This window comes from Brevibacillus sp. YAE8 (assembly GCF_057543335.1).
Genome location: NZ_BAAIYG010000114.1, coordinates 1 through 586 on the forward strand (window position 1 = coordinate 1; position 586 = coordinate 586).

General features: G+C 32.4%; 1 protein-coding gene. It reads right to left on the minus strand.

Annotation, left to right across the window (positions count from 1 at the left end; genetic code table 11):
- Positions 1 to 451 (minus strand): HAD family hydrolase (locus AC27IT_RS27885; protein ID WP_487092275.1); only part of this gene is annotated, 451 nt, incomplete at its 3' end.
- Between the last annotated feature and the right edge of the window lie 135 nt (positions 452 to 586).

Below are 586 nucleotides of genomic sequence, written 5' to 3' on the forward strand. Positions count from 1 at the left end.
AATCTCCTTTATCGAGCGTTTGGATTTGTTGAATACTAAATGTTTCTGTTACCCACTTATCCAAATCGTAATGGTCTACAATCGCTTCTAAATATTCCTTCAAACCGTTACTTGCTATGTAAATGGAGCAATTATTTTCTTTTAAATAGCTAAAGACCTCTTTTACATTAGGGTATAAAGCGCCTTTGCCTTTTTTTATATTCTCAACTAAGCTTTTCAAAAAATAGTCATTCGTATACTTTCTTATTTCACCTGAATGAGTAGGTAATAAAGCTTCCCATACTTTGGGTAACGGTACACCCATGATTTCACGATACTTATCAACAGGAGTACTAGCATTCCACTGGTTGAGTGTACGCAAATGGTTAAAGGTATCATCAAGTGATAATTCTAAAATTTTATCTGTTTGAAACAGCGTTCCATCCATATCAAAGATTAGTGATTGCAACATTAAGTATCTCCCTCTTTCAACAGTATTTAATACGTATCTATATACAATACCATAAAAAGGAATATGTGATTTATTAAAAATAGTAATCACTGTTCTCAGCACAAAAAGAGCACCTACTTATTTATAGGTACTCTT